We start from the raw sequence: 5,055 nt of genomic DNA, 5'->3' as shown, positions 1-5,055 counted from the left end.
GGTCCAGATCGTCGTTCTGGAACATGGTCAGGCTCCAGCCGAAATCCTGGTTGTGGCCCAAAAATGCAAAGGGCACCAACGCCTGATGGTGGCCGTACAGCTCGAAGCCTGGCGCCGAGAGATGTGCCTCGTACCAGACCGCCGGCACCGAGAAGCGAATATGCGGGTCGCCGGCCAGCAACGGCTTGCCGCTTTTGCTTCGATTACCGGAAATCACCCAGGCGTTGCTGCCTTCGAATTGTGGCAGGCCATTGTCGGCCAGCGCCTGTTCGCTCAGGCGGGCAAGGGCGTTCAGGTCCTTCCAGTCATTGACGGACAGTGCTGGTACAGATTCGGAATGCCCCTCGGCCAACACGCCTTTGGGCTGCCAGTCGAGGTCGAAGATGTTCAGGTAGTTGGCGCCCAATTGGTCGCGCACAAACGTCAGCAAGGGTTCGGTGCGAAACGCCGCGGCAAAGCTGTACGCCATGTAACCGGCGACGCTGATGCTGTCTTCAGCCGTGAACGGACGTTTGTGGATGCCCAGCACGTCGAACTCGGCGGGCGCAGCATGCGTGTCCTGATATTGATTGATCCCGTCCAGATAGGCTTCCAGGGCCTTCCATGCCGGCGACTGCCGATCCAGAGCGGCCACGTAGCTGGCGGCACGTTCACGGATGCGCAGGCTGCGGAATAGTTTGTCGGTGTCGATCAGTTTCGGGCCGAGGATTTCCGCCAGTTCACCACGGGCCAAACGCCGCATGGCTTCCATCTGGAACAAGCGGTCCTGGGCCTGCACATAACCGAGGGTGCGGTAGAGGTCGGCTTCGTTTTCCGCGCGTATATGCGGTACGCCGCGCTCGTCGTAGCGCACGGTCACCGACCCTTGCAGGTGTTGCAGCTCGACCTGGCCCTGGCGCGTCGGCTGCTTGCTGTACACGTACCCGCCGACCCCGATGGCGAGCACGACGACCAGCGAGGCAAGTACGGTCAGGACGCGTTTCATGGTGACTCCTTGTTCTTATTGGATTGCCGCCCGTGTGGGCTGCAAACATGTAACACAGACCTTCTGTGTCGGGCATTGCGGTCCTGCAAAAGTCAGGAATGCCTTACTTCACTTCCACCGGCCACGGGCAGTAACAACCGATGGCCAGCGTATGGGTTGCGCTCACCGCGCGCCCTTCGCTCAGTGCTTGCAGAATGGGTTCGATAAAGCTGTTGTTCGAATTGCAGGTCAGGCCTTCGCTGTACGGGCCGAAATAGGCCAGTTTGCCGCTGCGGTCCCAGATCGCCACGGCCGGGCTGGCGGGGATCTGGTTGGCGCCCGGCAGCACATTGATGGTTTTCAGGCTGCTCAGCGTGGTGGGTAACTGGCCGTGACTGCCGGGTTTCTGCACGGCATAAAACTCGACGCCCTGCGGCACATAGCGCTCAACCAGTTCACTCAAGTGTTGTTGATTGCCGACGTTGCACGGGCAGGCAGGGTCCCAGAAGTGCACCAGGCGGATGGCGCCGGGGCCGGCGAGGTCATCGGGCAAGCGCAATGGGTCGCCGGAAAACAACGCAGTGTGTTCGCTGAACGCGCGTAAATAGCGCCCTTGAAACCAGTCATACGCGGCCCACAGCACGCCGGCACACACGAGGGCGAGCAGGCTGGCAAGCAGTGGGGTGCGGTAGGCCGGACGCATGGGTGTGGATCCTCGAAGGTCGGCTAGCTTGCCATGCTTGCTGCGACAGATGAATATCACAGGGCCCATAAAGTCTGTTTAACGCTCTGGAATCATTCATGTCTGCCACTTTTACCCCCGATCATTTGCGCGCCAGCCTGCGGCCCTTGGCCGAAGGCCAGGCGCTGTCGACCGAGGCCATGGCGTATCAGCGTTTTTACGGGCTGGATTTTCCGGGGCGTACGCTGCGCGGGGGGCTGGGGCGTTTCGAGATCGATGGCTATCAATTGGTCAGTCAGTATTGGTGGCCGGAGCGGGCGAAGGCGACGTTGTTTATGTTCCACGGGTTCTACGATCACACCGGGCTCTATCGCCATGTGATTGAGTGGGCGCTGGATCAGGGGTTCGCCGTGATCTCCTGCGACCTGCCGGGGCATGGTCTGTCCAGCGGCGAGCGGGCGAGCATCAAGGAATTCGCCGAGTATCAGGACACGCTGGAAGGCTTGTTCGCCGAGGCGTTGTCCATCGACCTGCCGCAGCCGTGGCACTTGTGCGGGCAGAGCACGGGTGGGGCGATCGTGATCGATCATGTGCTCAATCAAGGTGCGAACAGCCCCGCTCAAGGTCAGGTGATTCTATTGTCGCCCTTGGTCAGGCCGCGTGCCTGGGGGTGGTCAAAGCTCAGCTATTACCTGCTCAAACCATTCGTCAAAGCCATCGCCCGGCGCTTTAGCGAAAACTCCAACGACCCTGATTTCTTGCCGTTCCTCCAGGCCGACCCTTTGCAGCCGCAGCGTCTGCCAACGGCCTGGGTCGGGGCGTTGGCGCGCTGGATCAAGCAAATCGAAGCCGCACCGAACAGCCCGCGTCGGCCGCTGATCGTGCAGGGGCAGGCGGACATGACGGTGGATTGGGAGCATAACCTTGGGGTGTTGAAGGCCAAGTTCGATCGGCCTCAGGTGTTGATGTTGCCGCAGGCGCGGCATCATCTGGCGAATGAGACGCGGGTGATGCGTGAGGAGTATTTCGGGTTTTTGACCAAGCGGATCAAGGGCCGGAATCTGTAGGAGCTGGCTTGCCAGCGAAGGCGATTTATCAGGTGCCGCTGATCATTGGCTGAGGTTCGAAGTACTCTGACCCACCGCCAACCCCGCCCGAATCGCCGCCAGCGCCGCCTGGTAATAAGCCTGGCCCTCAGTGGACTCGGCAAACGTGGCGAACTCTTCCAGTTCGTCATCCGAGAGGTCGCGATAGACATACAGCAACGTGTTGTTCAGGTCGCTGCCGATCTGGTCCATCAAGCGTTGGCGTTGACCGTTCAACATCCCTTGCGCCTGGCCGCCACCCAGCAGACCGGGGATCATTGAGCTCAGGCTGTCGGCCGCGACGCCGGCAATCGCCAGGCTGACTTCAGCCCCCGCCTCGCGAGCGGGCAGAGCCTGGGCCAGGTGGCCGATGATCAGTTGACGGCTGTCGCTTGCCTGAATCTTCGGCAGGCCCTTGGCGTTTTTCGCCAGTTGGTCGCGCCGGGTTGCCAGCAGTTCGGCAGCGATGACTTTTTTGCCCAGGGGCGATTGAAAGAAGGTCAGTGCGGGTTTTGGATCGGCGAGGCTCTTGCGCAATTGCGCTTCGGCGCGCTGATCGACGGACTGGGCAGCGAAACGTTGATTACTGTTATTGACCAGCGCTTGAAACACCGCCGGCGGCAGGCTGCTTTCGTAACGTTGTTGCGCGGCCGAAAGGGCGTCGGTGAAGTGCGCGCGTTGCTCTGGCCAGCCGGCGACCTTGTACAACTGGTCGTAGCCGTCTGCCCAGGCGGGCAAAGCACAGAACATCAATAGTGAAAAAAGCAACCGGCGCATAGGGACTCCTGTCAGCAGGCGACTATTCTCCGTGTGGCATCCGTACTTGTCGAGAATTCGTATCAACCCGCTGCGTGGCTCTGTCGGATTTTCAGGCACAGGAATACTATGCGCGGCATGCAAATACCCTCTGATCACCCGCTGCTGTTACGTATCGTTGACGACCTGGCTGCGCGCGGCTGGTCGCAACAGAATATTTTCCTGCCTCTGGATCTGACCCGAGCGCTGGCGGCTGAGTGCCGTAAACGTGCGGCCGAGGGTGAGCTGGCTCCCGCCGCGGTGGGTCGAGGACCGTCATCTGAGGTTCGCGAGGGGATTCGCGGCGATCATATCCAGTGGATCGATCCCGGCCAGGCCGAAGCGTGCGACAGCTACCTTGCGTTGATGGACAACCTGCGCCAAGCGATGAATCGCGGCTTGTTTCTGGGCCTGGAAGATTTCGAAAGCCATTTTGCGCTGTACCCGCCCGGTGCGTTCTACCTCAAGCACGTCGACCGTTTCCGCGATGATGACCGGCGCATGGTGTCGGCGGTGGTGTACCTCAATGACGCCTGGTTGCCCGAGCACGGCGGTCAGTTGCGCATGTATCTGGATGAGGGTGTCGAATACGATGTCGTGCCCACCGGCGGATGCCTGGTGGTGTTTCTGTCGGGTGAAGTGCCCCACGAAGTCCTGCCCGCCACCCGGGATCGCCTGTCGTTGACCGGCTGGTTCCGGCGTCGGGGTAACGAGCCGTTCTGATCATGCAAAAGATTCTGGTAAGCCGCTGCCTGCTGGGCCACCGCGTCCGTTACGACGGCGGGGCCAGCGGTCCATTCGATCAGCTTCAGCAGTGGCTGGATGAAGGCCGGGTCCTCCCGTTGTGCCCTGAGGTTGCCGGCGGCTTGCCGACGCCCAGGGCTGCGGCGGAGATTCCCGGCGGGCAGGGCGCTGAAGTGCTGGATGGCCACGCCAGCGTGATCACCACCGAGGGCGAGGATGTCAGTGCCGAGTTCCTTTCGGGGGCTTATCAGGCGCTGGAACTGGTGCAAAAGCACGGCATTCGCATCGCCGTGCTCAAGGCCAACAGCCCGTCCTGCGGGAATTTGCTGACGTATGACGGCAGCTTCAGTGGCGTGAAGGTTACTGGCGAAGGTGTGACGGCGGCGTTGCTCAAGCGCAATGGCGTGCTTGTCTTCAGCGAACAGGAGCTGGCCGAAGCGGCGGCAGCGCTTAATTCATTCGACTGACACCAATCCCCTGTGGGAGCGAGCCTGCTCGCGATAGCGGACTAACATTCAACATCTCTGCTGACTGATTGGACTTGCCCCTACAAAACCGGACACCAACTCCCCGTTAAATGGATGCCACTGCCAAGCGCCTGAATTCTCTCGGTGAGCGATAGTTCAAAGCGCTGTGCGGATGCTGCTCGTTGTAATGCTCAAAGGCAATTGCCAGGTTACGCAGCGCCGTTTCTCGATCCGGCTTGGGCATGTGCGCCACATAATCCCGCTTGATCGTCTTCACGAAGCTCTCGGCCATGCCGTTGCTCTGCGGGCTGCGCACCG

General features: G+C 61.0%; 7 protein-coding genes. 3 read left to right on the top strand and 4 right to left on the bottom strand.

What is annotated here, in order from left to right:
- Positions 1-985: penicillin acylase family protein (locus AC1DSG_RS27485; RefSeq protein WP_477793690.1), on the bottom strand; the 985-nt coding region annotated here is incomplete at its 3' end.
- A gap of 103 nt (positions 986-1,088) precedes the next feature.
- Positions 1,089-1,667, bottom strand: coding sequence for a DUF6436 domain-containing protein (locus tag AC1DSG_RS27480; protein ID WP_477793689.1), 579 nt, complete (start codon positions 1,665-1,667; stop codon positions 1,089-1,091).
- A gap of 98 nt (positions 1,668-1,765) precedes the next feature.
- Between AC1DSG_RS27480 and bipL the strand changes: the two genes are divergently transcribed.
- Positions 1,766-2,713 carry a phospholipase BipL gene (gene bipL / locus AC1DSG_RS27475; RefSeq protein ID WP_477793688.1) on the top strand — a complete coding sequence of 316 codons (948 nt, stop codon included), beginning with the start codon at positions 1,766-1,768 and terminating at the stop codon, positions 2,711-2,713.
- 42 nt (positions 2,714-2,755) lie between these two features.
- On the opposite strand, the gene AC1DSG_RS27470 is transcribed toward bipL, so the two are convergent.
- Complete coding sequence (locus tag AC1DSG_RS27470) at positions 2,756-3,508, bottom strand: DUF2059 domain-containing protein (RefSeq protein ID WP_477793687.1); 753 nt, start codon at positions 3,506-3,508, stop codon at positions 2,756-2,758.
- Positions 3,509-3,616: 108 nt separating this feature from the next.
- Between AC1DSG_RS27470 and AC1DSG_RS27465 the strand changes: the two genes are divergently transcribed.
- Both AC1DSG_RS27465 and AC1DSG_RS27460 read left to right on the top strand, forming a co-directional pair.
- The gene (locus AC1DSG_RS27465) at positions 3,617-4,249 is read left to right on the top strand and encodes a 2OG-Fe(II) oxygenase (RefSeq protein WP_477793686.1); all 633 of its coding nucleotides are present in this window, start codon (positions 3,617-3,619) and stop codon (positions 4,247-4,249) included.
- Positions 4,250-4,251: 2 nt separating this feature from the next.
- Positions 4,252-4,737 (top strand): 2-thiouracil desulfurase family protein, encoded by a 486-nt coding sequence (locus AC1DSG_RS27460; protein WP_477793685.1) that lies wholly within the window; start codon positions 4,252-4,254, stop codon positions 4,735-4,737.
- Between the two features lie 106 nt (positions 4,738-4,843).
- On the opposite strand, the gene AC1DSG_RS27455 is transcribed toward AC1DSG_RS27460, so the two are convergent.
- Positions 4,844-5,055, bottom strand: a 212-nt coding sequence (locus tag AC1DSG_RS27455; RefSeq protein ID WP_477793555.1) for an integrase core domain-containing protein, incomplete at its 5' end; no start/stop codon positions are given.

The organism is Pseudomonas sp. P5_A12, from assembly GCF_056400685.1.
This window is presented reverse-complemented; position numbering and strand designations above follow the sequence as displayed.

Excerpts from the sequence above, each read along its gene's own strand:
- AC1DSG_RS27480 (WP_477793689.1), bottom strand. The coding sequence starts at position 1,667 with ATGCGTCCGGCCTACCGCACCCCACTGCTTGCCAGCCTGCTCGCCCTC.
- bipL (WP_477793688.1), top strand. The coding sequence starts at position 1,766 with ATGTCTGCCACTTTTACCCCCGATCATTTGCGCGCCAGCCTGCGGCCC.
- AC1DSG_RS27470 (WP_477793687.1), bottom strand. The coding sequence starts at position 3,508 with ATGCGCCGGTTGCTTTTTTCACTATTGATGTTCTGTGCTTTGCCCGCC.
- AC1DSG_RS27465 (WP_477793686.1), top strand. The coding sequence starts at position 3,617 with ATGCGCGGCATGCAAATACCCTCTGATCACCCGCTGCTGTTACGTATC.
- AC1DSG_RS27460 (WP_477793685.1), top strand. The coding sequence starts at position 4,252 with ATGCAAAAGATTCTGGTAAGCCGCTGCCTGCTGGGCCACCGCGTCCGT.